This window comes from Paracoccus sp. SSJ, assembly GCF_030234105.1.
Lineage (GTDB): Bacteria > Pseudomonadota > Alphaproteobacteria > Rhodobacterales > Rhodobacteraceae > Paracoccus > Paracoccus denitrificans.
The window spans coordinates 112,591-138,776 of sequence record NZ_JASSPE010000007.1; the positions used below are offsets into that span (position 1 = coordinate 112,591).

The 26,186-nt window shown below is 68.5% G+C and carries 25 protein-coding genes; 15 read left to right on the top strand and 10 right to left on the bottom strand.

All coding sequences use genetic code 11. From position 1 onward, the window contains the following. Positions 1-39: 39 nt before the first annotated feature. The 5 genes from QPR87_RS09875 to QPR87_RS09895 all read right to left on the bottom strand — a co-directional run bounded on the left by QPR87_RS09875 (position 40) and on the right by QPR87_RS09895 (position 4,876). Positions 40-1,092: an ABC transporter substrate-binding protein gene (locus QPR87_RS09875; RefSeq protein ID WP_285049426.1), complete on the bottom strand. Its 1,053-nt coding sequence runs from the start codon at positions 1,090-1,092 to the stop codon at positions 40-42. Positions 1,093-1,164: 72 nt separating this feature from the next. Then, complete coding sequence (locus QPR87_RS09880; protein ID WP_285049427.1) at positions 1,165-2,040, bottom strand: TPM domain-containing protein; 876 nt, start codon at positions 2,038-2,040, stop codon at positions 1,165-1,167. 81 nt (positions 2,041-2,121) lie between these two features. Beyond that, on the bottom strand, positions 2,122-3,045 hold the full coding sequence (gene ppk2 / locus QPR87_RS09885) for a polyphosphate kinase 2 (protein ID WP_285049428.1): 924 nt from the start codon (positions 3,043-3,045) through the stop codon (positions 2,122-2,124). Positions 3,046-3,047: 2 nt separating this feature from the next. Next, entirely contained in the window at positions 3,048-3,974 is a 927-nt protein-coding gene (locus QPR87_RS09890) for a homoserine O-succinyltransferase (RefSeq protein WP_231000625.1), read from the bottom strand. Beyond that, entirely contained in the window at positions 3,974-4,876 is a 903-nt protein-coding gene (locus tag QPR87_RS09895) for a hypothetical protein (protein WP_011750723.1), read from the bottom strand. Before QPR87_RS09895 ends, QPR87_RS09890 begins: the two co-directional genes overlap by 1 nt. A gap of 242 nt (positions 4,877-5,118) precedes the next feature. Here QPR87_RS09895 and QPR87_RS09900 point away from each other — a divergent pair, with 242 nt between their 5' ends. From QPR87_RS09900 to recN, 14 genes are all read left to right on the top strand, one after another. Continuing rightward, a complete protein-coding gene (locus tag QPR87_RS09900) occupies positions 5,119-5,508 on the top strand; it encodes a DoxX family protein (protein ID WP_011750722.1) in 390 nt (129 codons plus the stop codon). A gap of 134 nt (positions 5,509-5,642) precedes the next feature. Continuing rightward, entirely contained in the window at positions 5,643-6,812 is a 1,170-nt protein-coding gene (locus tag QPR87_RS09905) for a peptidoglycan glycosyltransferase FtsW (protein WP_011750721.1), read from the top strand. Beyond that, positions 6,809-7,897, top strand: a complete 1,089-nt coding sequence (locus tag QPR87_RS09910) for a UDP-N-acetylglucosamine--N-acetylmuramyl-(pentapeptide) pyrophosphoryl-undecaprenol N-acetylglucosamine transferase (protein ID WP_285049432.1) — start codon at positions 6,809-6,811, stop codon at positions 7,895-7,897. Before QPR87_RS09905 ends, QPR87_RS09910 begins: the two co-directional genes overlap by 4 nt. Beyond that, positions 7,894-9,321 carry a UDP-N-acetylmuramate--L-alanine ligase gene (murC, locus tag QPR87_RS09915; protein WP_011750719.1) on the top strand — a complete coding sequence of 476 codons (1,428 nt, stop codon included), beginning with the start codon at positions 7,894-7,896 and terminating at the stop codon, positions 9,319-9,321. The genes QPR87_RS09910 and murC overlap by 4 nt, the downstream gene beginning before the upstream one ends. Further along, positions 9,318-9,581: a DUF2484 family protein gene (locus tag QPR87_RS09920; protein WP_285049433.1), complete on the top strand. Its 264-nt coding sequence runs from the start codon at positions 9,318-9,320 to the stop codon at positions 9,579-9,581. Before murC ends, QPR87_RS09920 begins: the two co-directional genes overlap by 4 nt. A gap of 4 nt (positions 9,582-9,585) precedes the next feature. Continuing rightward, entirely contained in the window at positions 9,586-9,954 is a 369-nt protein-coding gene (locus QPR87_RS09925; RefSeq protein WP_011750717.1) for a hypothetical protein, read from the top strand. A 178-nt stretch (positions 9,955-10,132) separates the two neighbouring features. Beyond that, the gene (gene murB / locus QPR87_RS09935) at positions 10,133-11,053 is read left to right on the top strand and encodes a UDP-N-acetylmuramate dehydrogenase (protein WP_285049436.1); all 921 of its coding nucleotides are present in this window, start codon (positions 10,133-10,135) and stop codon (positions 11,051-11,053) included. Positions 11,054-11,183: 130 nt separating this feature from the next. Next, positions 11,184-12,107 carry a D-alanine--D-alanine ligase gene (locus QPR87_RS09940; RefSeq protein WP_175474396.1) on the top strand — a complete coding sequence of 308 codons (924 nt, stop codon included), beginning with the start codon at positions 11,184-11,186 and terminating at the stop codon, positions 12,105-12,107. Further along, the gene (locus QPR87_RS09945) at positions 12,095-13,117 is read left to right on the top strand and encodes a cell division protein FtsQ/DivIB (protein WP_104492742.1); all 1,023 of its coding nucleotides are present in this window, start codon (positions 12,095-12,097) and stop codon (positions 13,115-13,117) included. Before QPR87_RS09940 ends, QPR87_RS09945 begins: the two co-directional genes overlap by 13 nt. A 21-nt stretch (positions 13,118-13,138) precedes the next feature. Next, complete coding sequence (ftsA, locus tag QPR87_RS09950; protein ID WP_285049438.1) at positions 13,139-14,473, top strand: cell division protein FtsA; 1,335 nt, start codon at positions 13,139-13,141, stop codon at positions 14,471-14,473. Positions 14,474-14,693: 220 nt separating this feature from the next. Then, positions 14,694-16,328 (top strand): cell division protein FtsZ, encoded by a 1,635-nt coding sequence (gene ftsZ / locus QPR87_RS09955; RefSeq protein WP_285049440.1) that lies wholly within the window; start codon positions 14,694-14,696, stop codon positions 16,326-16,328. A 235-nt stretch (positions 16,329-16,563) separates the two neighbouring features. Beyond that, a complete protein-coding gene (lpxC, locus tag QPR87_RS09960; protein WP_011750711.1) occupies positions 16,564-17,502 on the top strand; it encodes a UDP-3-O-acyl-N-acetylglucosamine deacetylase in 939 nt (312 codons plus the stop codon). Positions 17,503-17,631: 129 nt separating this feature from the next. Beyond that, complete coding sequence (locus tag QPR87_RS09965) at positions 17,632-18,474, top strand: outer membrane protein assembly factor BamD (RefSeq protein ID WP_011750710.1); 843 nt, start codon at positions 17,632-17,634, stop codon at positions 18,472-18,474. 7 nt (positions 18,475-18,481) lie between these two features. Continuing rightward, positions 18,482-20,125 carry a DNA repair protein RecN gene (recN, locus tag QPR87_RS09970; protein WP_285049442.1) on the top strand — a complete coding sequence of 548 codons (1,644 nt, stop codon included), beginning with the start codon at positions 18,482-18,484 and terminating at the stop codon, positions 20,123-20,125. Here recN and QPR87_RS09975 read toward each other — a convergent pair. The 5 genes from QPR87_RS09975 to QPR87_RS09995 all read right to left on the bottom strand — a co-directional run bounded on the left by QPR87_RS09975 (position 20,122) and on the right by QPR87_RS09995 (position 25,159). Further along, entirely contained in the window at positions 20,122-20,430 is a 309-nt protein-coding gene (locus QPR87_RS09975; protein WP_011750708.1) for a hypothetical protein, read from the bottom strand. The two genes, recN and QPR87_RS09975, sit on opposite strands and share 4 nt — an antisense overlap. An 80-nt stretch (positions 20,431-20,510) precedes the next feature. Next, positions 20,511-21,386 carry a 3-hydroxyisobutyrate dehydrogenase gene (mmsB, locus tag QPR87_RS09980; RefSeq protein WP_285049444.1) on the bottom strand — a complete coding sequence of 292 codons (876 nt, stop codon included), beginning with the start codon at positions 21,384-21,386 and terminating at the stop codon, positions 20,511-20,513. Beyond that, the gene (locus QPR87_RS09985; protein WP_011750706.1) at positions 21,383-22,390 is read right to left on the bottom strand and encodes an enoyl-CoA hydratase/isomerase family protein; all 1,008 of its coding nucleotides are present in this window, start codon (positions 22,388-22,390) and stop codon (positions 21,383-21,385) included. The genes mmsB and QPR87_RS09985 overlap by 4 nt, the downstream gene beginning before the upstream one ends. Continuing rightward, positions 22,391-23,536 carry an acyl-CoA dehydrogenase family protein gene (locus tag QPR87_RS09990; RefSeq protein ID WP_285049446.1) on the bottom strand — a complete coding sequence of 382 codons (1,146 nt, stop codon included), beginning with the start codon at positions 23,534-23,536 and terminating at the stop codon, positions 22,391-22,393. A gap of 123 nt (positions 23,537-23,659) precedes the next feature. Further along, positions 23,660-25,159 (bottom strand): CoA-acylating methylmalonate-semialdehyde dehydrogenase, encoded by a 1,500-nt coding sequence (locus QPR87_RS09995; RefSeq protein ID WP_104492747.1) that lies wholly within the window; start codon positions 25,157-25,159, stop codon positions 23,660-23,662. 109 nt (positions 25,160-25,268) lie between these two features. On the opposite strand from QPR87_RS09995, the gene QPR87_RS10000 reads away from it, so the two are divergent. Further along, positions 25,269-26,162 (top strand): LysR family transcriptional regulator, encoded by an 894-nt coding sequence (locus tag QPR87_RS10000; protein WP_285049448.1) that lies wholly within the window; start codon positions 25,269-25,271, stop codon positions 26,160-26,162. The last annotated feature ends 24 nt before the right edge of the window (positions 26,163-26,186 follow it).

Below are 26,186 nucleotides of genomic sequence, written 5' to 3' on the forward strand. Positions count from 1 at the left end.
CGCCAAGGGGGCGGGGCACGGCAAGAAAGGGCGGGGCGGTCAGAAGCCGGCCTTGATCTTTTCGAATTCCTGCAGCTGCCTTTCGCGCTGCTGCGGGTCGTTCGGGGTCTGGGCCAGGATCGGGGCGTCCACGGGCGAGAGTCCCTCCTGCACGGCCGGCTCGTCCTTGATCGTCTCCATGGCGACGGTCGAGGTATGGCCGTAGCCGATCGTGTCCAGGAGGCCCTTGGCCGATTCGGGCGCGAGCCAGGCGTTGATGAAATCGTAGGCCTTGTCCTCGTTGCCCGGGCCGTTCTTGAGGTTGATGAAGCCGCAGAAGAAGGTCGAGCTGCCCTCCTTGGCCGCGCGCTGGAAGCCGACCGGGAAGCCGTCGTTTTCCAGCAGCACCACGCCGTCGTTCCAGGACCAGGCCACGTCCACCGCGCCCGATGCCATCAGCTGTGCCTGCTCGGCCGGGTCGGCCCAATAGGCGGCGACGTTCTGATGCGCCTGGCGCAGCCAGTCGGCGGCGGCGGCGAACTGTTCGTCGGTGACTTCGGTCCAGTCGGTGGTGCCGGTGGCCAGGTAGGCCAGCGCCCAGACATCGTCGGCCGAATCGGGCAGCGAGGTGCGGCCCTGGTATTTCGGGTCGATGAAGATGTTCAGGCTGGCCACGTCCTCGGCCGGGACGTTCTCGGTATTGTAGGCTACTGCGGTCGCGCCCCAGTCGGTGGGGATATACCAGACGCCCTCGTCGTCCTTGAATATCTCGGAATCGAGGAATTCCGGGGCGAGGCTTTCGAAGGCCGGGATCTTCGACACGTCCCAGGGCTCGATCAGCCCGGCGTCGCGGTATTTCGACACCATCTGCGAGCAGGGATGGGCGACATCCGCCTTGAAGCCCGAGGCGAGCTTTTGATAGGCCTCGTCGTCATCGCCGTAGAAGGCGAAGGTGGGGCTGGTGCCGTGCTTGTCGATATAGCCCTGGAAGATCACCGGCTCCTCGAAGCCGGCCCAGTCGAAGACGGTGAGTTCGGGGTCGGCGGCCCAGGCGGCCGTCAGGCTGGTGCTGGCAAGCGCGAGCACCAGGGCGGGGAAGCGAAGAGGTTTCATGTCGGAGCTTTCCTTGAGGCAGTCTGGCATGACGCTAGCCGCCTCGCCGCATCCTCGCAAGCGCGGCCGCGCCTACCAGCGCCCCGAGGCGCCGCCGCCCCGCGACGAGCCGCCGCCGAAGCCCGAGGCGCCGCCTGCGCCCCGGTTGGCCTTGCTGCGCAGCACGGCGCCGTTCGGGCCATACCACACCGTTTGCCGGCGCAGGCGCTGGCGGGTTTCCGACCAGCCGCAGGCCGGGCAGCGCCTCGTGACATCGTCGTGCGAGACCATGTGGCCGCCCTCGGGCAGCGGGGTTTCCAAGGGTGCGACCCGCGTTTCCAGGCCGCGACGGCCGCATTGCGGGCAGCGGTTGCGGTGCCAGAGCTGCCGCGCGATGGCGCCGAGGATCAGGAGCCACGCGCCGCCGAAGAGGAAGGGGACGATCCGGTCCATCATTCCGCGTTCGGGCGCCCGGAGCGGCTGGCCCGCCGCCACCGGCCGGGCGATCAGTTCGATCACCGCCTGGGTTCCGTCGCGGATGCCGCGCGACATCCGGCCGTCGCGGAAGGCGGGCAGCATGGTGTTGCGCATGATCTTTTGCGCCAGGATGTCGGCGTCGTTTTCGTAGCCGCGGCCAAGCTCGATCCGTGCCTCGCGGTCATCGGCCAGCACCAGAACCATGAAGCCGTCGTTGCGCGCGCCGTCGCCCACGCCCCAATGGTCGAAGAGCCTTGTGGCAAAGGCCTCCAGCCCGTCGGTTCCGCCGTAGCGCGCCCGGTCGGTCAGGGTGACGACGGTGCCCTCGATGCCGGTCTGGGCGTCGAGTGTGCTGAGCGCCGTGTCCAATGCCTGCGCATCCTCGGGCGTGAGCAGCCCGGCGAAATCGTTCACGCGCAGGTCCTGCCAGTCGGGCAGGGTCTGCGCATGGGCGGGGGCCAGCAGCGCCAGCCAGAGGAGCGTGAACAGCAAGGCCGGTGCCCGGGCGGCCCGAAGCCTGGGGGGTGGGGCGGTCCTGGGCAGCCTAACCATGGTCGCTCCTTGCCTGGCCTATTATCCCGGCAGGATCTCGGGGCCGCCGGTGATCTGCGGGTCGGGCTGGCCGATCACGTCGTCGTCGCGGCCGGCGAACTCGACCGCGCGCAGGATGGTCTGGATCGCGGCGATCCGGGCGCGGCGCTTGTCGTCGGCGCGGATCACCGTCCAGGGTGCGATGCCCGAATGGCTGCGCAGCAGCGTGTCCCGGATCGCCGCGCTGTAATCGTCCCATTTCGCCAGCCCGTCCACGTCGATGGGGCTGAGCTTCCATTGCTTCAGCGGATCGCGCTCGCGGTCGAGGAAACGCTTGAGCTGCTCGGCCCGGCCCACCTCCAGCCACAGCTTGACCAGGATCACCCCGTCGTCGGCCAGCATGGTCTCGAACAGCGGCAACTGGCGAAAGAAGGTCTCGCGCTGCGCGTCCGTGCAGAAGCCGAAGACCTTTTCCACCACGCCGCGGTTATACCAGCTGCGATCGAACAGCGCGATCTCGCCCTTGGCGGGCAGCCAGTCGACGTAGCGCTGGAAATACCATTCCCCCGCCTCGCGTTCGCTGGGCTTGGGCAGCGCGACGATATAGGCCGAGCGCGGGTTCAGGTTCTCGCGCACGCGCTCGATGGTGCCGCCCTTGCCGGCGGCGTCGCGGCCCTCGAACAACACCACCATGCGCTTGCCGGTATGGATCACGTCGCGCATCAGCCGCACCAGCTGCAGTTGCAGCCCGGCCATCCGCTCGTCGTAATCCTTGCCCTTCATCTCCTCGGCATGGGGATAGCCGGGGTCGAGGATGCGCTTGCCGTCAGCGGCCGCGACCGCCTTGCGCAGCGCATCGGGAGCGTCCTTTTCCAGATAGCGGGTGATCGCGCCGACAAAGGGCAGGTCGGGCAGCGATTTCGCCCCCTTGGTCCCGTTCTTTCCGCCATTGCCGTTCTTGCTCATGCTTACGCCTCGCCGATGCGGTTCAGGTCGAAATGGGTAGTCTGGTAGATCTCGTTGATCCAGTTACCGTAGAGCAGATGCGCATGGCTGCGCCAGCGGTTCGTCGGCGCGCGCGAGGGATCGTCGTCCGGGTAGTAGTTCACCGGCACGTTGATCGGCTTGCCCGAGACCACGTCGCGGTCGTATTCGTCCTTCAGCGTCGTGCTGTCATATTCGAAATGGTTGAAGACATAGAGCGCGCGATGGTCCGTGTCCTGCAGCAGGCACGGCCCGACCTGGTCCGAGGCGATCAGCGTCTGCAGCGCCGGGATGGCATCCACCTCGTCCTGGCGCACCTCGGTCCAGCGGCTGACCGGGACCAGCACGTCGTCGGAAAAGCCGCGCAGATAGGGGCTGGCCGGCACCAGGTTGCGGTGGCGGAAGCAGCCGAAGGCCTTGTGGTCCAGCATGTGCTTTTCGAGGCGATGGAAATGCCACGCCATCGCCATGCCGCCCCAGCAGACGCCGAAGGTCGAATGCACATGGCTTTGCGTCCATCGAAAGACCCGCGTCAGTTCCTCCCAATAGGTCACCTCTTCGAAGGGCAGGTGCTCGATGGGCGCGCCGGTGATGATGAGACCGTCGAACTTCTCGCCCGTCTCCTCGACCTCGCAGAAGCGGCGGTAGAAGGATTGCAGGTGATCGGCCGCCGTGTTGCGGCTTTCGTGGTCCGACATGCGGATCAGCTGGAAGTCGATCTGCAGGGGCGTGGCGCCGATCAGCCGGGCGAACTGGTTCTCGGTCTGGATCTTCTTGGGCATCAGGTTCAGCAGCCCGATGCGCAGCGGCCGGATGTCCTGCGTCGCCGCCCGGCCCGGCGACATGACCATGACGCCTTCGTTCGACAGGATGTCATAGGCGGGCAGGTCATTGGGCAGGGTGATGGGCATCATGCGTCCTTTCTGTCGATCTTTCCGGCGGCGGTTGCGCCGGCGGGCCGTCTTTCGATGGCATGGCCGATCAGGGCGATCAGGTCGGCCGGGTTTGTCACCTCCGCGACCTCCTCGGCCAGCAGCGTCACGCCCCGCCGGGCCATGGCCTCGTAGCGCGGCTGGCGGTGGGCCAGCGCCCGGGCATAGGTCCAGCGGATGAAGTCGTCGGGGTTCACCTGGTCCTCGCGCAGCCCCTTTTCGACCCGGTAGTCGGTCCAGGCCCGGTCGAGGAACTCCGGCTGGTAATACATCGGTTTCGGCGCGCGGTCGAAGCGGCGCACCAGTTCCTCGGTATGCGCGTCCGAACCCTTGATCCAGACCAGCAGCAATTCCCGCTCCAGCGCGTCCAGCACCGGGTCGGTCTGGGCGAATGGGTCCACCACCTCGCAGACCGAGCCGCCGGAATCGCAGACGAAATTGCCGAGGTTGTAGATTTCCTGCGCGCGGCGGATGAAATGGCCGGTATCCAGCAGCGCCGCGATCTCGGCCATGCGATGCTGGTCCTGGCGGCGCATGTATTCGTCGAATTCCAGCCCGCCGCGGGTCACGCTGCCCGGCTTGCCCAGGTAGGTGGAAAGCGGCGCCAGGTTCTCGAAGGTGATGTTGCTGGCGATATAGACCGAATCCGACAGAAGCAGCTCGCGCAGGAACGGCACCTTCATCGCCTCGCGCTTGAAGTTGTCGGCGATGAGTTCGCCCATGTAGCGGGTGCCGATGCGGTAATCGACCGAATAGTGGAACCACTCGCCCGAGCCGCGCAGCATCGAGGCAAGGAAGGTCTTGCCCAGCCCCGACATGCCGAAGAACAGCACGCGCTTGCGGGGTGCGGCCAGCCATTCGGCCTTGGACTGGTAAAGCATGGGCGATCCTTATCTCCGGGCTTGGCGATAGTTAGTCCCGCGCAGGGCCAAGGAAAAGGGGGCGCGTCCCCCGGAACAGGCGGCAAGCCCCGCCGCCGCTTGGAACTTCGAGGCGGGCCACGCCCGCGCGCCCGACCCCCGGGCGCCCTGTTGCAACCGGACCGCGACGGTTGGAAAAGGCTTTGTAGTCGCGGCTTGCCGACGCAAAATCGCCCCAGGCTGGCCGGGAAAGGGGACAGGGAATGGAACAGGGGCTTCTGATCGCGCGGCTGTTTCTGGGCGTGCCCTTCATCGTCTGGGGCATCCTGAAGCTCAGGGGCGGCGAGGCCAGGATCGCGCCGCTGATCGCGGCGATGGGACTGCCCGACGCCACGGCGCTGGCCTATCTGGTCGGATTTTGCGAGCTTCTGGGCGGGTTGGCGGTCGTGCTGGGCTATCCCGTGCGCACGGCGGCATTGCTCTTGGGCCTGTGGTGCCTGGTGACCGGCTATCTGGAGCATCGCGGCAATGCGACCGAGCTGCTCAAGAACGTGACCATGGCCGGCGGCTATTTCGCGCTGGTGGCGGCGGGCGGCGGCGCTCTGGCGCTGTTCGGCGGCGCACCGGCGGGCGTGCTGGGCTGGCTGCCCTGACGAATCGGGCGGCGATTTCCGCCGCGCCGCCGCGTTAATCAATCCGCAGTAGCGTAGGCCCGACAATCGCGCTATGCTGCGCACCAGACCCGGAAAACGGGCAAGATATATCGAGGCAGTGACGGCGGTATCCCATGACCGAGATGGTCTTTGGCACCACGCCCGTGCGGGCAGGTGACCCGATTCTTCCACGTTGGTGGCGCACGCTTGACCGATGGTCCCTGGCCTGCGTGCTGGGGCTGTTCGCGGTCGGGCTGCTTCTGGGGCTGGCGGCATCGGTGCCGCTGGCCGAAAAGAACGGCCTGCCGCAATTCTATTACGTCACCCGCCAGGCGGTGTTCGGCGCCATGGCGCTGGTGGTGATGCTGGTGATCTCGACCTTCTCGCCCCGGATGGTGCGAAGGATCGGCGTGCTGGGCTTTCTGGCCGCACTGGTGGTGCTGGTCGCGCTGCCCTTCATCGGCACCGATTTCGGCAAGGGCGCGGTGCGCTGGCTGCGTTTGCCCGGCGGCATGTCGGTGCAGCCGTCGGAATTCCTCAAGCCTTGCTTCGTCGCCATCTGCGCCTGGTTCATGGCGGCAAGCCAGGAGGTGGGCGGCCCGCCCGGCAAGACCTTCTCCTTCGGGCTGGCGGTGATCGTGGTGCTGCTGCTGGCCATGCAGCCCGATTTCGGGCAGGCCTCGCTGGTGCTGTTTTCCTGGTGCGTGATGTATTTCATCGCAGGCGCCCCGCTTTACCTGCTGGGGGGCGTGATGGGGCTGGCCTGTATCGGCGGCGTCTTCGCCTATGGCGCATCCGAGCACTTCGCCCGCCGCATCAACGGCTTCCTGGCCGCCGAGGTCGATCCGCGCACCCAGCTCGGCTATGCCACCAACGCCATCCAGGAGGGCGGCTTCTTTGGCGTCGGCGTGGGCGAGGGCTCGGTCAAGTGGTCGCTGCCCGATGCGCATACCGATTTCATCATCGCGGTCGCGGCCGAGGAATACGGGCTGATCCTGGTCCTTATCATCATCGCGCTTTACGCCACCATCGTCGTCCGCTCGCTGTTGCGGCTTCAGGACGAGCGCGATCCCTTCGTGCGCATCGCCGGCACCGGGCTTGCCTGCGCCTTCGGCGTGCAGGCGCTGATCAACATGGGCGTGGCGGTGCGGCTGTTGCCGGCCAAGGGCATGACGCTGCCCTTCGTCAGCTACGGCGGCTCGTCGGTGATCGCCTCGGGCATCGCGATGGGGATGCTGCTGGCGCTGACCCGCTCGCGCCCGCAGGGCCGCATCGGCGACGTGCTGGGACGGGGTCGGGGATGAGCGCCGCACCGCTTTGCCTGATCGCTGCCGGCGGGACCGGCGGCCACATGTTTCCGGCGCAATCGCTGGCCGAGACGCTGCTGGCGCAGGGCTGGCGGGTCAAGCTTTCCACCGATGAACGGGGCGCGCGCTATGCCGGCGCGTTCCCGGCCGAGGTCGCGCGCGAGGTGGTCAGCTCCGCCACCACCGCGCGCGGCGGTGCGCTGGCCAGGCTCGCCGTGCCCTTCCGCATCGGTGCCGGCGTGCTGGCGGCGATCCGGGCGATGCGGGCCGACCGTCCCGCGGTGGTGGTGGGGTTCGGCGGCTATCCGACCATCCCGGCCATGTCGGCGGCGCTGGTGCTGCGCATTCCGCGCATGATCCATGAGCAGAACGGCATCATGGGCCGGGTGAACATGGCCTTTGCCCGCCGGGTGGATCGCGCGGCCTGCGGCACCTGGCCGACCCGTCTGCCCCCCGGCGTGCAGGGCATCCATACCGGCAACCCGGTGCGGCAGGCGGTGCTGGACCGGGCCGGTGCGCCCTATGTCCCGCCGGGCGAAGGGGGCCTGAACCTGCTGGTGATCGGCGGCAGCCAGGGTGCGCGCGTGCTCTCGGACATGGTGCCCGAGGCCATCGCCGGCCTGCCGGACGAGATGCGCACCCGCCTGTCGGTCAGCCATCAGGCCCGCGCCGAGGATGCCGAGCGCGTGATTGCCGCCTATGCGAGTGCCGGCATCAGCGCCGTGGTGCGGCCCTTTTTCGACGACGTGCCGCAGCGGCTGGCCGATTGCCAGCTGGTCATCAGCCGGGCGGGCGCCTCGTCCATCGCCGACATTACCGTGATCGGCCGCCCGGCCATCCTGATCCCCTATGCCGCAGCCACCGGCGACCACCAGACCGCCAACGCCCGTGCCCTTGCGGAATCCGGTGCGGGCGTCGTCCTGCCCGAATCCGTGCTTGACGCCGAGAGCCTGAGGCGCGACATGCGGGACATCCTTTCCGACAGCGCCCGCGCCACCGCCATGGCAGCTGCCGCGCTAACGCTTGCCCGCCCCGACGCGGCGCAGCGCCTTGCAGATCTAGTGACGGAACTGACCCGATGAATGCAGCGACCAAACTCCCGGGCGAACTGGGCCCCATCCATTTCGTCGGCATCGGCGGCATCGGCATGTCCGGCATCGCCGAGGTGTTGATGACGCTGGGCTACCAGGTGCAGGGCTCGGACGCGAAGCGCTCGAAGATCACCGACCGGCTGCAGACGCTGGGCGCCACCATCTTCGAAGGCCAGCGTGCTGAAAACATTGGCGAAGCCGGCGTGGTGGTGATCTCGACCGCCATCAAGAAGGGCAATCCCGAGCTTGAAGAGGCCCGCCGCCGCGGCCTGCCCGTCGTGCGCCGGGCCGAGATGCTGGCCGAGCTGATGCGGCTGAAATCCAACGTCGCCATCGCCGGCACGCATGGCAAGACCACCACCACCACCATGGTCGCGACGCTGCTGGATGCGGGCGGCTTCGACCCGACCGTCATCAATGGCGGCGTGATCCACGCCTATGGCAGCAACGCCCGCGCCGGCGCCGGCGAATGGATGGTGGTCGAGGCGGACGAATCGGACGGCAGCTTCAACCGCCTGCCCGCGACCATCGCCATCGTCACGAATATCGACCCCGAGCATATGGAGCACTGGGGCAGCTTTGACGCGCTGCGCAAGGGTTTCCAGGATTTCGTCTCGAACATCCCCTTCTACGGCCTTGCCGTCTGCTGCACCGACCACCCCGAGGTGCAGTCGCTGGTGGGCAGGCTGACGGATCGCCGCGTCGCCACCTTCGGCTTCAACGCCCAGGCCGACGTGCGCGCCATCAACCTGCGCTATGAAAACGGCGTGGCGCATTTCGACATCGCGCTGCAAGGCGAGGCCGAGCTGAACGAGGGCGAGGTGCCGGTGATCGAGGGCTGCACCCTGCCGATGCCGGGCGATCACAATGTTTCGAATGCACTGGCCGCCGTGGCCGTCGCCCGCCACCTGGGCATGAAGCGCGCCCAGATCCGCGAGGCGCTGGCGCGCTTCGGCGGGGTCAGCCGCCGCTTCACCCGCGTGGGCGAGGTGGACGGCGTCACCATCATCGACGATTACGGCCATCACCCGGTCGAGATCGCGGCGGTGCTGAAGGCCGCGCGGCAGGCGACCAAGGGCCGGGTGATCGCCGTGCACCAGCCGCATCGCTATTCGCGGCTGTCCAGTCTTTTCGACGATTTCTGCACCTGCTTCAACGAGGCCGACGTGGTCGCCATCGCCGAGGTCTATTCTGCCGGCGAGGAACCGATCCCCGGCGCGTCGCGCGACGACCTGGTGGCCGGGCTCATCGCCCATGGCCATCGCCATGCCCGCGCGGTGATGGACGAGGGCGACCTGGAACGGCTGGTGCGCGAACAGGCGCGGCCGGGCGACATGGTGGTCTGCCTGGGCGCCGGCACGATCTCGGCCTGGGCCAACAACCTGCCCGAGCGGCTGACGGAGAAAGCCGCGTGATCGCCCTGGCCAGCCATCCCGCCACCGCGGCGCTTTGCGCGGTGCTTTGGGGCGTGATGGCCTGCCTTCTGCCCTTCGTGCGGCTGCGCTGGCGTCATTCGGTGCTTTGGACGCTGGTGTTTTTCGGCGTGCCGGTGCTGGGCTGGCTGACCTATCTTTGCGGACCCGGCTTCGGCGTGCTGTTCCTGGCGCTTGGCCTGTCGCTGCTGGTCTGGCCGCCTTTCGAGACGCGCCGCCGCCGCCGGCACGGGGCGCATTGAGGCCATGGAGATCGTCTGGCTGATCGTCGGCGCGACCGTGGCCGCGATGCTGTGGTTCGGCGCGGCGCGCATGGGCTCGCGTTCTTTCGCGGTGCTGGCGCAGGGGCTTGTCGCGCTGCTGGTCTCGGCGGGGCTTTGCTACCTGATCGGGTCGGGCAAGACCGGCGGCTATCTTGCCGGCATCATCGGCGCGGTGCTGAGCCTGCTGATGCTGATCGCCGCTGCTGCCGTGGCGGCGGGGGCGCTGCTGCGCTGGCTTTACGATCGCCTGCGGCCGCCGGCGCCGGCGCGTGCGCCGCTGCGCCCGGCATGGGACCTGATGGGCGTCGGCGCCCTGTCTGCGCTGGCGGTCATTCTCAGCGCCATGGAGTGACGCGCATCCCCTTGTCAGGGCGGGGGCGACGAGGCGCCACTGCAGGAGGTGACGAACTGGTCGACCTGTTACCCCGCCTCACTGGACGCCGGGCAGATCGTGGCCGAGATGATGGCACATTGACCGCCGCGGATGCGGCCGCATTGACGGGCTGCGCCGCGCTGATTAGGAGCGCAGCATGACCCAGACGCTTCCCACCCCCCGCGGCAGCCTGACCCCGAACCGAACCCTTGCCGACCTGACCTGGCTGCGGGTCGGCGGCCCTGCGGACTGGCTGTTCCAGCCCGCGGACGAGGCCGACCTGGCCGCGTTCCTCGCGGCGCTGGACCCCGCGATCCCGGTCTTTCCGATGGGTGTCGGATCGAACCTGATCGTGCGGGACGGCGGCATCCGCGGCGTGGTGATCCGGCTGGGGCGCGGCTTCAACGCCATCGCCTGCGAAGGCGGCACCGTCACCGCCGGGGCTGCGGCACTGGATGCGCATGTCGCGCGCCGCGCGGCCGAGGCGGGGCTGGACCTGACCTTCCTGCGCACCATTCCGGGCAGCATCGGCGGTGCGGTGCGCATGAATGCCGGCTGTTATGGCACCTATGTCGCCGATCACCTGGTCTCGGTCCGCGCCGTGGCCCGCGACGGCGGCCTGCATGAGATCGCGGCAGCCGACCTGCGCTTCGGCTATCGCCATTCCGATCTGCCCGAGGGCTGGGTCGTCATCGAGGCGCGTTTTCGCGCCGAGCCGGGCGATCCCGCCGAGCTGGCCGCTCGGATGGAGGAACAGCTTGCGCGGCGCGATGCAAGCCAGCCGACGAAGGATCGCAGCGCCGGCTCGACCTTCCGCAACCCGGCCGGGTATTCGTCGACCGGGCGGGCGGATGACAGCCACGAATTGAAGGCATGGACCCTGATCGATGCCGCCGGGCTGCGCGGCCATCGCCTGGGCGGGGCGCAGATGTCGGAAAAGCACCCGAACTTCCTGCTCAATGCCGGCGGCGCCACCGCCGCCGAGCTGGAGGCGCTGGGCGAACTGGTGCGCCGCAAGGTGCGCGAGACCAGCGGGCACGAGCTGAAATGGGAGGTCATCCGCGTAGGCCGGCCCTAGGAACCGGCCGTAACCTGCCGTCATTGCCGGAAATATCGCGGCAAACGCGAAAAGGGACTTTTGCGATTCCGCCCAAGCGGCTATCCTGACCTGACAAATACCCGGATCAACCGGGGACATGAGGCAGAAATTGGCGGGCAGGTCGAGCAGGACGGCCCCGAAAGTCGTGGTCCTGATGGGCGGACCCTCGGCCGAGCGCGAGGTGTCGCTTTCGTCGGGGCGTGAATGCGCGGTTGCGCTGCGGCAGGCGGGCTATGAAGTCGTGGAATTGGATGCGGGCAGGGATCTGCCCGCGCGTCTGGCCGAGCATGCGCCGGACGTGGTCTTCAACGCCCTGCATGGCCGCTGGGGCGAGGATGGCTGCGTGCAGGGCCTGCTGGAATGGCTGGGCTGGCGCTATACGCATTCCGGCGTGCTGGCCTCGGCGCTGGCCATGGACAAGTCCCGCGCCAAGGAGATCCTTCGCCTTGCCGGCCTGCCGGTGCTGGACAGCCTGATCGCCGATGCCGACGAGGTGCGCGCCCGCCACGTCATGGCGCCGCCCTATGTGGTCAAGCCGAACGACGAGGGCTCTTCGGTCGGGGTCTATATCGTGCACGAGGCCGCGAACGGCCCGCCGCAGCTTTCCGACAAGATGCCCGCGCGGGTCATGGTCGAAACCTATGCCCCGGGGCGCGAGCTGACCGTCGCCGTGCTGGGCGACCGCGCGCTTGGCGTGACCGAGATCGTTACCGAGGGCTGGTATGACTACGACGCCAAATACACGCCCGGCGGCTCTCGCCACGTCATCCCGGCCGACATCCCCGAGGAAATCGCCGCCGCCTGCCGCGATCATGCGGTGCAGGCGCATCGGGCGCTGGGGTGCCGCGGGCTGACCCGCAGCGATTTCCGCTGGGACGAAAGCCGCGGGCTGGATGGGCTGATCATCCTCGAGGTGAACACCCAGCCCGGCATGACGCCCACCTCGCTCGCGCCCGAGCAGGCGGCCCATTCCGGCATGGACTTTCCCGCGCTTTGCCGCTGGATCGTCGAGGAGGCGCTATGCAGGGCCTGAACCCCTTTCACCGCGACCAGGGGGCGGGGGGCCGGCCGGCCCCGGTGCGCCCCGCGCCCGCGCGTCCCGCCCCGGTGGCGCCGCGCACGCCGAGAAAGGACCCCGCGCCCTCGCGGCTGGCCTATCGGCTGAACCGGATGATGCTGCGGCCGCTGGTGCGGCGGCTGGTGCATGTCGGGCTGCCCGCCTTTCTGGCGGCGCTGGTGGCGGGGATCTGGCTTTCGGACGACACCCGCCGCGCCAACCTGACCGGCGGCGTCGACGCCATCGTGGACCGCATCCAGCATCGCGACGAATTCATGGTCAAGATGATGACCATCGAAGGCGCCTCGCCGGTGGTGGACAAGGGGCTGCGCGCCATGCTGCCGGTCGAACTGCCGGCATCGAGCTTCGAGATCGACCTGGAAAAGCTGCGCGAACGGGTGCTCAAGCTGGACGCGGTCGAGACGGTCGACCTGCGCATCAAGCCGGGCGGCGTGCTTTCGGCCGTGGTGACCGAGCGGGTGCCGGTGGTGCTGTGGCGCCATGCGCGCGGCATCGAGCTGCTGGACAAGACGGGGCATCGCGTCGCCTCGGTCACCTCGCGCGAGGTGCGCGGCGATCTGCCGATCATCGCCGGCGAGGGCGCCGACCGCGCCGCGCCCGAGGCGCTGGCGCTGATCGACGCCGCCGGGCCGATCCTGCCGCGCTTGCGCGGGCTGGAGCGCATGGGCGAACGGCGCTGGGACGTGGTGCTGGACCATGGCCAGCGCATCAAGCTGCCCGAGGACAAGGCGCTTCAGGCGCTGGAACGCGCCATAGCGCTGAACGGCGCCCTGCACATGCTGGACCGCGACATCTCGGTCGTCGACCTGCGGCAGGAGGCGCGGCCGGTGGTCCGGCTGGGACTGGAGGCGCAGAACGCCATCCGCCAGGCCCGAGGCCAGCCGGAACTGGGCCCGGACGGAACGCCGCTTGCGCCCGAGGCGACGGCGGGCAATGCGGCGAAAGCCAAGAAAAAGAGCGGCTAACAGCTTGAGGAGGCAGGGGAAATGAAGGATCTGTATCAGGGCCAGCGGGCAATGCGGAACATGCGCCGCCAGGCCATGCAGCGCGGCGTCATCGCGGTTCTGGACATCGGAACCTCGAAGATCGCCTGCCTCGTCCTGCAATTCGACGGCCCAAGCCAGTTCCGCGAGACCGACGGCGTCGGCCCCATGGCCGGGCAGTCGAATTTCCGCGTCATCGGCACCGCCACCACCCGTTCGCGCGGGATGCGCTATGGCGAGATCGAGACCATGGCCGAGACCGAGCGCGCCATCCGCACCGTGATCCAGTCGGCGCAGAAGGTCGCGGGCGTGCGCGTCGATCATGTCATCGCCTGCATCTCGGGCGCCCGGCCGGCCAGCTATGGCCTTGCGGGCGAGATCGTGCTGCCCGCCGGCAAGGTCGGAGAGGGCGACGTGGCGCGCGTGCTGGCCGCCTGCGAGGTGCCGGATTTCGGCCGCGGGCGCGAGGTGCTGCATGCCCAGCCGGTGAATTTCGCCCTCGACGGCCGCTCGGGCCTGTCGGACCCGCGCGACCAGTCCGGCAGCAGGCTGGCCTGCGACATGCATGTGCTGACCATCGACGGCGATGCGGCCAGCAACCTGGTGCATTGCATCCGGCGCTGCGACATGGAACTGGCGGGCGTGGCCTCGGCCTCCTATGCCTCGGGGCTTGCCGCGCTGGTCGAGGACGAGCAGGAACTGGGCGCCGCCTGCATCGATCTGGGCGGCGGCACCACCGGGGTTTCGGTCTTCATCAAGAAGCACATGATCTTTGCCGATGCCGTCCGCTTCGGCGGCGAGCTGATCACCCAGGACATCGCCAAGGGGCTGCGGGTCGGCCATGCCGTGGCCGAGCGTCTCAAGACCCTGCATGGCGGGCTGGAGGCCACCGGCCGCGACGACCGCGAGATGATCGAACTGGGCGGCGAGACCGGCGACTGGGACACCGACCGCCGCGCCGTCAGCCGCGCCGACCTGATCGGCATCATGCGCCCGCGGGTCGAGGAGATCCTGGAAAACGTCGCCGGCATCCTGGACGCGGCGGGCTTCGATTCGATGCCCTCGCGCCAGATCGTGCTGACCGGCGGCGGCAGCCAGATCCCCGGGCTGGACGTGCTGGCCTCGCGCATGCTGGGCCAGAACGTGCGGATCGGCCGGCCGCTGCGCATCCAGGGCCTGCCGCACAACGCGACCGCGCCGGGCTTTTCCTCGGCCATCGGGCTGGCCTTGCTGACCGCGCATCCACAGGACGAATGGTGGGATTTCGACATGCCCACCGAACATTATCCGGCGCGCAGCCTGCGCCGGGCCTATCGCTGGTTCCGCAACAACTGGTAGGGCTGCGGAACCCGGATGCGGTGGTGTGGGCGCGCGCCTCCACCACATGCAGCAGAATGGGCAAGATGCCGCCGAAAACCCCAGCGTCCACCGCGATATTTGGTGTGCCGGGTGTGTTTTTCGGGTGACGCTCGGCGCGAATCTGGCTAGGCTGGCCAGCATACGGGGATTCGACCGGACTGCGCACATGTCCGGCGCAACAGATGAAGGCAGGCGAGACATGGAACGGCAGATTCACCTGATGCTGAATGATGACCAGGAACTGAAGCCGCGCATTACCGTCTTCGGCGTCGGTGGTGCGGGTGGCAATGCGGTCAACAACATGATCGACAAGCAGCTGGAGGGCGTCGAGTTCGTCGTGGCGAATACCGATGCCCAGGCGCTGCAATCCTCCAAGGCCGAAAGCCGCATCCAGATCGGTCCCAAGGTGACCGAGGGGCTGGGCGCCGGCGCCAAGCCTTCGATCGGCGCCAAGGCCGCCGAGGAAACCATCGAGGACATCGTCGACCACCTGATGGGTGCGCATATGTGCTTCATCACCGCCGGCATGGGCGGCGGCACCGGCACCGGCGCTGCCCCGATCATCGCTCAGGCCGCGCGCGAGATGGGCATCCTGACCGTCGGCGTCGTGACCAAGCCTTTCCAGTTCGAGGGCACCAAGCGCATGCGTCAGGCCGAGGAGGGCGTCGAGCAGCTCCAGAAGGTCGTGGACACGCTGATCATCATCCCCAACCAGAACCTGTTCCGGCTGGCCAACGAAAAGACCACCTTCACCGAAGCCTTCGCCATGGCCGACGACGTGCTCTACCAGGGCGTCAAGGGCGTGACCGACCTGATGGTGCGCCCGGGCCTGATCAACCTCGACTTCGCCGACGTGCGCGCCGTGATGGACGAGATGGGCAAGGCGATGATGGGCACCGGCGAGGCCTCGGGCGAGAACCGCGCCGTGCAGGCGGCCGAGAAGGCCATCGCCAACCCGCTGCTGGACGAGATCAGCCTGAACGGCGCCAAGGGCGTGCTGATCAACATCACCGGCGGCTACGACCTGACCCTGTTCGAAATGGACGAGGCGGCCGAGAAGATCCGCGAAAAGGTCGATTCCGACGCGAACATCATCGTCGGTTCGACGCTGGACCCGTCGATGGAGGGTTCGATCCGCGTCTCGGTCGTGGCGACCGGCATCGACGCCTCGGCGGCCGAGCTTCCCGTGCCGCGCCGCGGCATGAAGGAGCCGCTGACCCAGCACCCGCCCGTCGCGCAAAAGCCGGTCGAGGAAGAGCTGCCGGTGCCGCCGCGCCGCACCGCGCCCATCGCCGAATCCGCGCCGGTTTCGCGCCCGCAACCCTCGGCTCCGGCCGCGCATTACGACGAAGAGGACATGCCGCGCCCGGCCTATCAGCCCGAGCTGCGCCAGCCCGCTGCCCCGGCTGCACCCGCCGCGCAGGGTGATGCGCTGAACGGCGATGCGGGCGGCTTCGTTGCACCCACCCGCCGTCCGCAGGCCCCGGCCGGCACGCCCTCGGATGCGGTGATGCAGCGCCTTGCCGCCGCCGTGCAGAAGGCGCCCGAGCGTCAGGCCGCAGCCCAGAACCGCGCCGCCCAGCAGCAGCAGCCGGCCGAGCAGGGTCGTGCGCAAGGCCGCATGGGTGGGCTCAGCCGCATGCTCGAACGCATCTCGGGTCATGGCGAACAGGCCGACAAGCCGGCGCCCTCGACCATCGCCGAGCGCGTGAACGAACGGGTCGCGGCGCGCAACCGCAGCGGATTCGATGCCGGTTTCGACGATCTGGCCAGCCCCGACCGAGCCGGCGACAATGTCGAGATCCCGGCATTCCTGCGCCGCCAGGCGAATTGAGCCGATCACAAGATTCCGGCGACGGATTGAGAGGGGACCGCTTTGGCGGTCCTTTTCCATTTTGAAATCATATGGTTACGGATGGAGGCCGGGTAGGGGACGGAACCCCCGGCCGATTGTTTCACCCCGTTACAAAAGGTTATTTGAGCAATCGGCAGGGGATGCCTAACTGAACTTCACGGCTGGCGGGAAGTCCCGTCGCCAAGGTTGTTCACAGGAATCGGCAGGCAAGACCATGCAGACCACCATCGCTCAGAAAGCCCAGTTCCGCGGCGTCGGGCTGCATTCGGGTGCGGCCGTCCGGCTGACGATCCTGCCGGCTCCGGCGGATCACGGCATCGTCTTCGTGCGCACCGATCTGGACCGCGCCCGCATTCCGGCGAACTGGGACCACGTCACCCCCTCGCAGCTTTGCACCTTGCTGGACAACGGCCGGGGCGCCACCGTCTCGACGGTCGAGCATGTGATGGCGGCGCTGTCGGGAACCGGCATCAACAATGCCGTGGTCGAGGTGAACGGGCCGGAAGTCCCGATTCTCGACGGTTCCTCGGCGCCCTTCGTGCAGGGCATTCTGGAGGCCGGCCTGCGCCAGCAGCACGCCCCCCTGCGCGCGATCCGCGTCCTGCGCGAGGTCGAGGTGCAGCAGGGCGAGGCTTTTGCCCGCCTGTCGCCCGCCGATCACCTGGAGATCCATTTCGACATCGACTTCGTGGATGCGGCGATCGGCCACCAGGAAAAGCGCCTCGACATGGCGAATGGCAGCTTCGTGCATGAGCTGATGGACAGCCGCACCTTCTGCCGCCAGGCCGACGTGGTGCAGATGCAGCGCAACGGGCTGGCGCTTGGCGGCACCTACCTGAACGCCGTGGTGGTCGATGGCGACAAGGTGCTGTCGCCGGGCGGCCTGCGCCACCGCGACGAGGCCGTGCGCCACAAGATGCTGGATGCGGTGGGCGACCTCGCGCTGGCCGGGGCGCCGCTTCTGGCGCGCTATACCGGCCATCGCGCCGGGCATGCCATGACCAACAAGCTGCTGCGCGCGCTTTTCGCCCAGCCGGATGCCTGGGAATGGGTCACGCTGACCCCGGCGATGGAAAGCCGCCAGCCCGGCGCCGGGGTCATCGCCTCGGCCGCGCGGCTTGCGCCCCGCGCCCGCCAGCTGGCCGTCGCCTGAAGGTGACGGCCGTGCCGCCGCTTTTGCGGTTTTGGCATTTTGCGCAGCCGGATTTTCTGTGCTAGGACGACCGGGCCGCGCGGGCCTTCCGCCCATGCGGCGGCGTGAATTTCTGACGGGCGGGATGGAATGACAGTCATCAGATCGGGTTCCTTGGTCGCGGCTGTGCTGTCGTTGGGCCTTCTGGCAGGGTGCTCCGGCGGTGCGGGGAAGAAGCCCGAATCATTCGAGAATTTCACCGCGGAAGAGATCTACAAGCGCGGCGAATACGAGCTGGAGAATTCCCGCAGGCCCAAGGACGCGGTGCAATACTTCACCGAGGTCGAGCGGCTTTATCCCTATTCCGAATGGGCGAAGCGTGCGCTGATCATGCAGGCCTATTCCTATCACCGCGCCCGCGACTACGAAGAGGCGCGCGGTGCCGCGCAGCGCTTCATCGACACCTATCCGGGCGACGAGGACGCGGCCTATGCGAAATACCTGCTGGCGCTGTCCTATTACGACCAGATCGATGAGATCGGCCGGGACCAGGGCCTGACCTTCCAGGCCCTGCAGTCGCTGCGCGAGGTGATCGAGCAATATCCCGACACGGAATATGCCCGCTCGGCCATCCTGAAGTTCGACCTGGCCTTCGACCATCTCGCCGCCAAGGAGATGGAGATCGGCCGCTACTACCTCAAGCGCGGCCATTACACCGCGGCGATCAACCGTTTCCGCGTCGTGGTCGAGGAGTTCCAGACCACCAGCCACACGCCCGAGGCGCTGATGCGCCTGACCGAGGCCTATCTGGCGCTTGGCCTGAACGACGAGGCGCAGACCGCGGGCGCGATCCTGGGCCACAACTTCCAGTCCTCGCCCTTCTACCAGGATGCCTTCGCCCAGCTGCGCGGCCGTGGCTTGCAGGCCGAAGCGCGCGGCGACAGCTGGCTGACTCGGGTCTATCGCCAGGTCATCCAGGGCAAGTGGCTGTAGCCCGGCGATGCTGCGGCATCTCGACATCCGCGACATGCTGCTGATCGACCGGCTGGAACTGGCGTTCCGGCCGGGCCTGAACGTGCTGACCGGCGAGACCGGGGCGGGAAAGTCGATCCTGCTCGACTGCCTGGGCTTTGTCCTGGGCTGGCGCGGCCGTGCCGATCTGGTGCGCGCGGGGGCCAGCCAGGGCGAGGTGACGGCGGTCTTCGACCTGCCGCCCGGCCATCCCGCCCGCACATTGCTGGACGAAGCGGGCTTTCCGGTTTCCGACGAGCTGATCATCCGCCGGGTGAATGCCGGCGACGGGCGCAAGACCGGCTGGATCAACGACCGCCGCGCCTCGGGCGAGGTGCTGCGCATGCTGTCCGAACTGCTGGTCGAGCTGCATGGCCAGCATGACGACCGCGGCCTTCTGAACCCGCGCGGCCATCGGCTGCTGCTCGATGCCTTTGCCGGCGTGGACCTGGCGCCGACCCGTGCCGCCTGGGCCGCCCGGCGCGCGGCGCGCGCGGCGCTGGAGCGGGCCGAGGCGGCGCTGGCTGCCGCCAGGGGCGAGGAGGAGTTCCTGCGCCATGCGGTAGCCGAACTGGACAAGCTCGATCCGCAACCGGGCGAAGAGGCCGAGCTGGATACCCGCCGGCGGGCCATGCAGGGCGCCGAGCGCATCCGCGAGGACGTGGCGCGGGCCTTGCAGGCGCTGGGGCCCGAGGGGGCCGAGGGCGCGATGCTGGATGCCGCGCGTTGGCTCGACGGTGCCGCCGAGCGGGCCGAGGGCCGGTTGGAGAACCCGGCCGCCGCATTGCAACGGGCGTTGATCGAACTGGGCGAGGCGGTCTCGGGCGTCGAGGCGGCGCTGGAGGCGATGGATTTCGACCCGCGCGACCTGGAGGCGACCGAAGAGCGGCTGTTCGCGCTGCGTGCCCTGGCGCGCAAGCATGACGTGCTGGCCGACGATCTGGCGGGCCTGGCCGACGAGTTGCGGGCGCGGCTTTCTCGGATAGACGCGGGCGAGGGGGATCTGGCGCGCCTGCGCGACGCGGTGGCTGCGGCCGATGCCGCATATGACGCGGCGGCGGCTGCCCTTTCGCAACAGCGCGCCGCGGCTGCCGAGCGGCTCGATGCCGCGATGGCGGCCGAGCTTGCGCCCTTGAAGATGGAGCGGGCGGTTTTCAGAACCCGGCTGTCCGAGGCCGAGCCGGGCCCCGAGGGTCGCGATGCCGCCGCCTTCACCGTCGCCACCAATCCGGGCGCGCCGGCCGGTCCGCTCGACCGCATCGCCTCGGGCGGCGAGTTGTCGCGTTTCCTGCTGGCGCTCAAGGTCTGCCTGGCGCGGGGCAACGATGCGCTGGTGCTGATCTTCGACGAGATCGACCGCGGCGTGGGCGGCGCCACCGCCGATGCGGTGGGCCGGCGCCTTGCCCGGCTGGCCGACGGGGCGCAGGTGCTGGTCGTCACCCACAGTCCGCAGGTCGCGGCGCTTGGCGGGCATCACTTCCGGGTGGCGAAATCGGTGCAGGACGGCATGACCACCTCGCAGGTCACGGCGCTGACCGCCAGCCAGCGCATCGAAGAGATCGCACGCATGCTTTCGGGCGAAGAGATCACGCCCGCCGCGAAAGAGGCGGCGCGCGCCCTGCTGCAGGTCTAGTCCATGATCCGGTCCACCTGCCGGATGATCGACAGCACCTGCGCGCTTTCCGGGTCATAGCGGATCAGCTTGCCGTCGACGATGCCGTAGCGGCTGCCCGAGGGCGCCTCGCTCATGCCGTAGAGGCCGGGGCGCGTCACCTGATGCAGGCGCGCGTTGTCGAGACGATCACCCACCCGCAGCATGGTGGGCGCTTCGGCGGCGGCCGGTTCCGCCGCCTGCCCGGCACTTTGGGCAAGAGTGGCCGGGGCAAGGACGGCGAGCAGCCCGGCGGCGAGAATCAGGCTCTGGCGATTGCGTAACATGGCTCCAGCCTGGCACAGAAAACTTGATCGAGGGTTAAACGCCGCAAACCCCCGATCGGCTCCCTCACGAATGCGAGAAATCAGCCCTGCCGGTGCCGAGCCTCGAATCTGGGCAGCATGGCCGAGAAATCGCGGCCCTTTCCGTCCTCTTCCTCGACGAAGCGGGCATAGAGCGCGGCGGCCAGTTCGCCCATCGGCGTGTCGGCATCCGCGGCCTCGGCGGCCTGCTGGGATAGGCGCAGATCCTTGAGCATCAGCTCGGCGGCGAAGCCCGGCTTGTAGCCGTTGTCGGCAGGCGACGCCGGCCCCACCCCCGGCGCAGGGCAATAGGCGTTCATCGACCAGCTGTAGCCCGAGGAGGTCGATACCACGTCGAACATCCTCGCGCGGTCCAGCCCCAGCTTGTCGGCCAGCGCAAAGGCTTCGCAGGTGGCGATCATGGTCACGCCCAGGATCATGTTGTTGCAGATCTTGGCGGCCTGGCCGGCGCCCGCCTCGCCGCAATGCACCGCCTTCTGGCCCATGATGTCGAAGAGCGGCTTCACCTTGTCGAAAGCCTCGGCCGAGCCGCCGACCATGAAGGTCAGCGTGCCGGCGGTGGCACCGCCGACCCCGCCCGAGACCGGCGCGTCCAGCGCGCCCAGGCCCGCCGCCTGCGCCTGCCCGGCCACCGCGCGGGCGCTTTCCACGTCCACCGTCGAGCAATCGCAGAACACCGCGCCCGCGGCCATGGCCGGGACGATCTCATCCGCGACCGCGCGCAGGATGGCGCCGTTCGGCAGCATGGTGATCACCACCTCGGCGCCCGCGGCAGCCTCGGCGGCGCTGGCGGCCTTGACGACGCCCTCGGGCATCGGCGCGGCCAGGTCGAAGCCCGCGACCTTGTGCCCCGCCTTGGCCAGATTGGCCGCCATCGGGCCGCCCATATTGCCCAAGCCGATGAATCCGATCTTCATTTGCCGTTCTCCCATTCGATTTCGTCCTCGCCCAGCGGCGCCAGCATCGCCTCGACATGCGCCGGGCTGGCATCGGCCGACCATTGCGGGTTGCGATCCTTGTCGATGATCTGCGCCCGCACGCCTTCCAGGAAATCGCTCTCGGCCGTGGCGCGGGCGGTAAAGCGCAGCTCTCGCGCCAGGCTGTCGCGCAGGCTGGCATCGCCGCGCGCGGCACGCACCAGCGCCAGCGTAGCCGCCATCGACAGGGGCGAGTTGCGGCGCAGCGGCTTCAGCGCCGCCTCGTCGCCCGCCGCCTCCAGCGCGGCGACGATCTCGGCCACGGTATGGCCGCCGAAGGCCGAAAGGTCGCGGCCCTCCAGCGGCGCCTCGGGGCGGGGGTGGGGCGCGAGCGCCGCCACGTCGCCGGTCTCGGCCAGCCGCTCGATCAGCGCCGGCCATTCCGCCTCGGGGATATAGCTGTCCGCAAAGCCGGTGAAGATCGCGTCGCCGGCGCCGATCCGCGCGCCGGTCAGGCCCAGGTATTCGCCGCAGCGGCCGGGCGCATGGCCCAGAAGCCAGCTGCCGCCCACGTCCGGGATCAGGCCGATGCCGGTTTCGGGCATGGCGATCTGGGTGCTGTCGCCGACGATGCGGTGGCTGGCATGGCCGCCGACGCCGACGCCGCCGCCCATCACGAAGCCCTGCATGAAGGCGACGATGGGCTTGGGATATTCGGCGATCCGCGCGTTCATGCGGTATTCGTCGCGGAAGAACTCGCGGCCGACCCGGTGGTCGCCTTCCAGCCCGGCGCGATAGACGGCGGCGATGTCGCCGCCCGAGCAGAAGGCGCGCTCGCCCTCGGCATCGATGACGACCAGCGCCACCTCGGGATCGTCGCGCCACTCTTGCAGCGCCGCGTCGATGGCCAGCGCCATCTCGTGGCTCAGCGCGTTCAGCGCCTGCGGGCGGTTGAAGGTCAGGCGCCCGGCGCGGCGGTCCTTGCGGATGATCATCTCGGCCATTCAGTCACGCTCCGCCAGCAGGGCGCGGCCGACGATCAGCCGCATGATTTCATTGGTGCCTTCCAGGATCTGGTGCACGCGCAGGTCGCGCACGATCTTTTCGATCCCGTAATCGGCAAGATAGCCGTAACCGCCATGCAATTGCAGGCACTGATTGGCGACCTCGAAGGCGCGGTCGGTCACATGCAGCTTGGCCATGGCGCAGAACTTGCTGGCGTCGCGGTCGCCCCGGTCCAGCTTCCACGCCGCCTGGCGCAGGAAGATGCGCGAGGATTGCAGCGCCGTCTCCATCTCGGCCAGACGGAATTGCAGCGCCTGGAACTGGTCCAGCGTCTGGCCAAAGGCGCGACGCTCGCCCATGTAGCGCAGCGTCGCGTCCAGCGCCGCCTGTGCGCCGCCAAGCGCACCGGCCGAGATGTTCAGCCGCCCGCCGTCCAGGCCGGCCATGGCATAGGCAAAGCCCCGGCCTTCCTCGCCGATCAGGTTCTCCTCGGGGATGACGCAATCGTCGAACTGCAGCTGGGCGGTCGGCTGCGCCTTCCAGCCCATCTTGTGCTCGAGCGCGCCGAAGCTGAGGCCGGGCGTGCCGGCCTCGACCACCATGGTCGAGATGCCGCGCGGCCCGTCCTGCCCGGTGCGGACCATGACCAGATAGCAATCCGAATAGCTGCCGCCCGAGATGAAGGCCTTGGTGCCGTTCAGCTTCCAGCCGCCCTCGACCCGCTCGGCCCGCGTGCGCAGCGCGGCGGCGTCCGAGCCCGAGCCCGGCTCGGTCAGGCAATAGGAGAACACCTTTTCCATGCTGCACAGGCCGGGCAGCCAGCGCGCCTTGTTCGCGTCGGTGCCGAACTTGTCGATCATGCCGCCGCACATGTTGTGGATCGACAGGAACGAGCCGACCGAGGGGCAGGCCATGGCCAGCGCCTCGAAGACCAGCGTTGCGTCCAGGCGCGAAAGCCCGGTGCCGCCGTGTTCCTCGCCGACATAGACGCCGCCGAAACCCAGCTCGGCGGCCTTTTGCCACAGTTCGCGCGGAATGGTGCCCGCCTCTTCCCAGGCGCGGGCTTGGGGCGCGATCTCCGCCGTCCCGAAATCCCGGGCCAGATCGAATATCGCCTGCTGCTCTTCGCTCAGCGCGAAATCCATGTGCTCCCCCTCATGTCTTTCGTGATGATGTATCTTGCCGGTCATGGCCGGGAAATGTTGCGCAAGTTTTGCAGGCTTGCGCGGAAAAGGGCGGGGGCGTCTCCGCCCCCGCCCGAAAGTCGCTTAGTCCATGGCCTTGAAGTTCAGCGCCACGCCGTCCTTGATGCCCGAGAACCAGCGGGCGGTGACGGTCTTGGTCTTGGTGTAGAAGCGGAAGGCGTCCGGGCCGTATTGGTTCAGGTCGCCGAAGGCCGACTTCTTCCAGCCGCCGAAGGTGTAGTAGCTCAGCGGCACCGGGATCGGGAAGTTGATGCCGACCATGCCCACGTTCACCCGGCTGGCGAAGTCGCGCGCCGTGTCGCCGTCGGCGGTATAGATCGCCGTGCCGTTGCCATAGTCGTTGTCCATGACCAGGTTCAGCGCATCCTCGTAGCTTTGCGCCCGCACGGTCGAGAGCACCGGGCCGAAGATCTCTTCCTTGTAGATCTCCATGTCGCGGGTCACGTTGTCGAAAAGCGACGGGCCGCAGAAGAAGCCGTTCTCATAGCCCTGGATCTTCAGCCCGCGGCCGTCCACGACCAGCTTGGCGCCCTGTTCCACGCCGGAATCGATCAGGCGGTTGATGCGCTCCTGCGCGGCCTTGGTGATGACCGGGCCGAAATCCACGTCCTCGCCGGCGGTATAGGGGCCGACCTTCAGCTTTTCGATCTTGGGGATCAGGCGTTCGATCAGCGCGTCGGCAGTCTTGTCGCCGACCGGCACCGCGACCGAGATCGCCATGCAGCGTTCGCCCGCCGCGCCGAAGCCGGCGCCGACCAGCGCGTCCGCCGCCTTGTCCAGGTCGGCATCGGGCATGATCAGCATGTGGTTCTTGGCGCCGCCGAAGCATTGCGCGCGCTTGCCGTTGGCGGCGGCGCGGCCATAGATGTATTGCGCGATCGGGGTCGAGCCCACGAAGCCCACGGCCTGCACGGTCGGGTGGTCCAGGATCGCGTCCACGATCTCCTTGTCGCCGTTGACGACCTGCAGCACGCCGTCGGGCAGCCCGGCCTCTTGTGCCAGTTTCGCCAGCATGATCGAGGTCGAGGGCACGCGCTCGGACGGCTTCAGGATCATCGCGTTGCCCGAAGCCAGCGCCGGACCCATCTTCCACAGCGGGATCATCGCCGGGAAGTTGAAGGGGGTGATGCCCGCGACCACGCCCAGCGGCTGGCGCATCGAGTAAAGGTCGATGCCGGGGCCGCCATTGTCGGTGAACTCGCCCTTGAGCAGCGCCGGCGCGCCCATGCAGACCTCGATCACCTCAAGGCCGCGCTGCACGTCGCCGCGCGCATCGGGCAGGGTCTTGCCATGCTCGCGCGAGACCAGCTCGGCCAGCTTGTCCATGTTGTCGTTGATGAGCTGGCCGAATTTCATCATCACCCGCGCGCGGCGCTGCGGGTTGGTGGCGGCCCAGGCGACCTGCGCCTTTTCGGCGCTGCGCACGGCGGCGTCCAGCTCGGCCGGGGTGGCCAGCGGCAGGCGGGCGATCACTTCGCCGGTCGCCGGGTTCATGACATCGCTGAAGCGGCCCGAGGTGCCCTTGACCTCTTTGCCGTCGATCCAGTGCGAAAGTTCTTCCATGGGTGCCTCCCGAGGGTTTCACGGTTCGGGCGGATCATAGACTTGCAGCATTGCCGGAAAAAGAGGAAGTCTGGCAAAAGGGTTTTGCATTTCTGCAAAGGTGGCCGGCATGGACTGGGACGACCTGCGCATCTTTCTGGCCGTGGCGCGCGCCGACAGCCTGTCGGGGGCCGGTCGCCGGCTGGGCATCGACGCCTCGACGGTGGGCCGGCGGGTGGCGCGGCTGGAAGGCGCGCTGGGGGCCAAGCTTTTCGTCAAGACGCCGCAGGGCTATGCGCTGGCGCCCGAGGGCGAGCGGCTGCTTCCCCATGCCGAGGCGGTCGAGGCGGCGCTGAGCGGTGCCGAAGAGGCGCTGAGCGGGCCGGGCGACCTGACGGGACAGCTGCGCATCGGCGCGCCGGACGGCTGCGCGAACTATCTTTTGCCGCAGGTCTGCGCGCGCCTTTCCGAGGCGCATCCGCAGCTGGAGATCCAGATCGTCGCGCTGCCGCGGGTCTTCAACCTGTCCAAGCGCGAGGCGGACATGGCCATCGCCGTTTCGCAGCCGCAGGCGGGGCGGCTGGTGGTGCAGCGGCTGACCGACTATCAGCTGCACCTGGCGGCGCATGAGGATTACCTGCGCGCCCATCCGCCGATCCGCTCGCGCGAGGATCTGCGCGGTCATCGCATGATCGGCTATATCGCCGACATGATCTTCGACCGCGAACTGGATTACCTGACCGAGACGGGCGCGGAATGGGCGGCGCTGACCTCGAACTCGGTCTCGGTGCAGATGCAGGCGATCCGGGTGGGGGCGGGGCTGGGCATCGTGCACGACTTTGCGATTCCCTTCTGCCCCGGCGTGCGGCGGGTTCTGGCAGACCAGATTTCGCTCAGGCGCAGCTTCTGGCTGATCCGGCACGCCGACGACCGCCGCTCGCAGCGGATGAACCGGCTGGCGGATGCGCTGGCGCAGGGCCTCCGGGCCGAGGTGGCGCGGCTTCAGGCGCTTGTCGTCCCTTGATCGCTGCACTGCGACATCGGGCTT

What these genes read in the sequence shown, in the direction of transcription:
- QPR87_RS09890 (WP_231000625.1), bottom strand. Translation starts at nt 3,974, where the DNA reads ATGCCCATCACCCTGCCCAATGACCTGCCCGCCTATGACATCCTGTCG.
- ftsZ (WP_285049440.1), top strand. Translation starts at nt 14,694, where the DNA reads ATGGAACGGCAGATTCACCTGATGCTGAATGATGACCAGGAACTGAAG.
- lpxC (WP_011750711.1), top strand. Translation starts at nt 16,564, where the DNA reads ATGCAGACCACCATCGCTCAGAAAGCCCAGTTCCGCGGCGTCGGGCTG.
- QPR87_RS09995 (WP_104492747.1), bottom strand. Translation starts at nt 25,159, where the DNA reads ATGGAAGAACTTTCGCACTGGATCGACGGCAAAGAGGTCAAGGGCACC.
- QPR87_RS09910 (WP_285049432.1), top strand. Translation starts at nt 6,809, where the DNA reads ATGAGCGCCGCACCGCTTTGCCTGATCGCTGCCGGCGGGACCGGCGGC.
- murB (WP_285049436.1), top strand. Translation starts at nt 10,133, where the DNA reads ATGACCCAGACGCTTCCCACCCCCCGCGGCAGCCTGACCCCGAACCGA.
- QPR87_RS10000 (WP_285049448.1), top strand. Translation starts at nt 25,269, where the DNA reads ATGGACTGGGACGACCTGCGCATCTTTCTGGCCGTGGCGCGCGCCGAC.
- mmsB (WP_285049444.1), bottom strand. Translation starts at nt 21,386, where the DNA reads ATGAAGATCGGATTCATCGGCTTGGGCAATATGGGCGGCCCGATGGCG.
- QPR87_RS09875 (WP_285049426.1), bottom strand. Translation starts at nt 1,092, where the DNA reads ATGAAACCTCTTCGCTTCCCCGCCCTGGTGCTCGCGCTTGCCAGCACC.
- QPR87_RS09945 (WP_104492742.1), top strand. Translation starts at nt 12,095, where the DNA reads ATGCAGGGCCTGAACCCCTTTCACCGCGACCAGGGGGCGGGGGGCCGG.
- QPR87_RS09985 (WP_011750706.1), bottom strand. Translation starts at nt 22,390, where the DNA reads ATGGCCGAGATGATCATCCGCAAGGACCGCCGCGCCGGGCGCCTGACC.
- QPR87_RS09975 (WP_011750708.1), bottom strand. Translation starts at nt 20,430, where the DNA reads ATGTTACGCAATCGCCAGAGCCTGATTCTCGCCGCCGGGCTGCTCGCC.
- ppk2 (WP_285049428.1), bottom strand. Translation starts at nt 3,045, where the DNA reads ATGAGCAAGAACGGCAATGGCGGAAAGAACGGGACCAAGGGGGCGAAA.
- QPR87_RS09990 (WP_285049446.1), bottom strand. Translation starts at nt 23,536, where the DNA reads ATGGATTTCGCGCTGAGCGAAGAGCAGCAGGCGATATTCGATCTGGCC.
- QPR87_RS09965 (WP_011750710.1), top strand. Translation starts at nt 17,632, where the DNA reads ATGACAGTCATCAGATCGGGTTCCTTGGTCGCGGCTGTGCTGTCGTTG.
- QPR87_RS09895 (WP_011750723.1), bottom strand. Translation starts at nt 4,876, where the DNA reads ATGCTTTACCAGTCCAAGGCCGAATGGCTGGCCGCACCCCGCAAGCGC.
- QPR87_RS09900 (WP_011750722.1), top strand. Translation starts at nt 5,119, where the DNA reads ATGGAACAGGGGCTTCTGATCGCGCGGCTGTTTCTGGGCGTGCCCTTC.
- ftsA (WP_285049438.1), top strand. Translation starts at nt 13,139, where the DNA reads ATGAAGGATCTGTATCAGGGCCAGCGGGCAATGCGGAACATGCGCCGC.
- murC (WP_011750719.1), top strand. Translation starts at nt 7,894, where the DNA reads ATGAATGCAGCGACCAAACTCCCGGGCGAACTGGGCCCCATCCATTTC.
- QPR87_RS09925 (WP_011750717.1), top strand. Translation starts at nt 9,586, where the DNA reads ATGGAGATCGTCTGGCTGATCGTCGGCGCGACCGTGGCCGCGATGCTG.
- recN (WP_285049442.1), top strand. Translation starts at nt 18,482, where the DNA reads ATGCTGCGGCATCTCGACATCCGCGACATGCTGCTGATCGACCGGCTG.
- QPR87_RS09905 (WP_011750721.1), top strand. Translation starts at nt 5,643, where the DNA reads ATGACCGAGATGGTCTTTGGCACCACGCCCGTGCGGGCAGGTGACCCG.